Origin of the sequence: Actinomadura sp. NPDC048032 (genome assembly GCF_040653175.1) — a bacterium.
GTDB lineage: Bacteria > Actinomycetota > Actinomycetes > Streptosporangiales > Streptosporangiaceae > Spirillospora > Spirillospora verrucosospora.
In genome coordinates this window covers 1-1,499 of sequence record NZ_JBEZJP010000787.1, presented here as the reverse complement: position 1 = coordinate 1,499, position 1,499 = coordinate 1, and the positions used below count along the sequence as shown (strand labels likewise).

Here is a 1,499-nt window from a genome sequence, read left to right as displayed (position 1 = left end):
CATGGCCACCATCAAGCCACAAACCAAAGATCCAGATCCGCAAAACAGGCCCTAGCCCTGGGCCATGCGGTACCGCAGGTAGAGGTAGTTCTCGTCCGGGATCGCGTGGCACAGCTCCATCCGCTGCATGTCGACGGCCGGGCCGTCGAGGACGCGCGCGGCGTCGCCGGCGGTGACGACCGGGCTCAACGTCAGGCACAGCTCGTGCAGCCAACCCGCGGCGGCGATCTGGGCGAGCAGGACCGGCCCTCCCTCGCAGAGCTGGCGCTCGTACCCCTTGTCGGCCAACCGCCGCAACGCCATGCCCATGTCCGTGGAGTCGGTCCCGCACACCAGGACCTCGGCGTGCTTCTCGGCCTCGCGAAGCCGGTCGGCCGGGGCCGCCCCGCACGTGATGACGATCGGCGGCGCGGGCGCCTCCGCGAACAGCGGCCCGTCGAAGTCGAACCGCAGGCTCCGCGACACGATCGCCAGCTTCCGCGCCTCCTTCGGATACGCCCCGTACTCCCGGACGGTCGTGGCACCCATGATCACGACGTCGGCCAGCGTCCTGAGCCGCTGCATGAGGGCCCAGTCCCCCGCGTACCCGAGTGCGCTGGTGCTCCCCTGGTACTGGATCCCCCCGTCGAGCGACGCGATCATGTTCGCCCGCAGCCACGGCGTCGTCTCCGGATAGGCGTACTGCTCCAGCATCGCGCTCACGTCCATCTGAGCACTGTAAAGGCTGCCGCCGTCCCGCCCCCGCCCCGGACCATGTGATCATCAAGGCCGTGCGCCCGGACGAGGAGGAGTGCCATGCCCCTGATCTCGATCATCACCGCCGTACGGAGGCCGATCCCCGGCTACCTGCGGCAGGCCGCCGCCGGCGTCGCGGCGCAACGCCTCCCCCCTGGCTGGGACCTCGAATGGCTCGTCCAGGAGGACGGGGACGCCCCGACCGCCCGCGACCTGTGCCCGGGCGCGCTCTACGAGGCGAACGGCGCCCAGCTCGGCACCGGAACGACGAGGAACTTCGCCCTGAGCCGGGCACGCGGCGAACTGGTCGCGGTGCTCGACTATGACGACGTCCTTCTTCCCGACGGCCTCGCGACGCTCATCCCCGCCTTCGAGGAGCATCCCGGCATCGGCTGGACGATCGGCCAGGCCGACGATCTGATCGACGGACGCCGCGTCCCCTACCCCCTGGCCTACCCCTGCGGCCTGGTGCCCGCCGGAACGATCGGCCGCCTGTACGAAGAGACGGGCCTCTGCCAGGCGGCCTGCGCCGGCCTGGTCGCCCCCGCCGACCTGATCCGCGCCTTCGGCGGCTGGGGCGCGCTCCCCCGCGCGCAGGACGTGGCCCTGTTCATCGCCCTCAGCGAAGTCTTCGACGGCTACCAGGAACCCTCGGTGACCTGGCTCTACCGAAAGCACCCCGACCAGAGCACCCACCCCACCAAGCCCGACACATGGGGCGAGCACCAGGACCGCTTCATCCGCCACCGCCTGAACGCCGTCCG

The 1,499-nt window shown here is 70.9% G+C and carries 2 protein-coding genes; one reads left to right on the top strand and one right to left on the bottom strand.

Features of this window, described 5'->3' with window-relative positions:
• Window positions 1-51 precede the first annotated feature (51 nt).
• Window positions 52-708 (bottom strand): dihydrofolate reductase family protein, encoded by a 657-nt coding sequence (locus AB0C69_RS42215; protein WP_360362561.1) that lies wholly within the window; start codon window positions 706-708, stop codon window positions 52-54.
• 87 nt (window positions 709-795) lie between these two features.
• Here AB0C69_RS42215 and AB0C69_RS42210 point away from each other — a divergent pair.
• On the top strand, window positions 796-1,499 hold a 704-nt coding region (locus AB0C69_RS42210), incomplete at its 3' end, for a glycosyltransferase (RefSeq protein ID WP_360362558.1).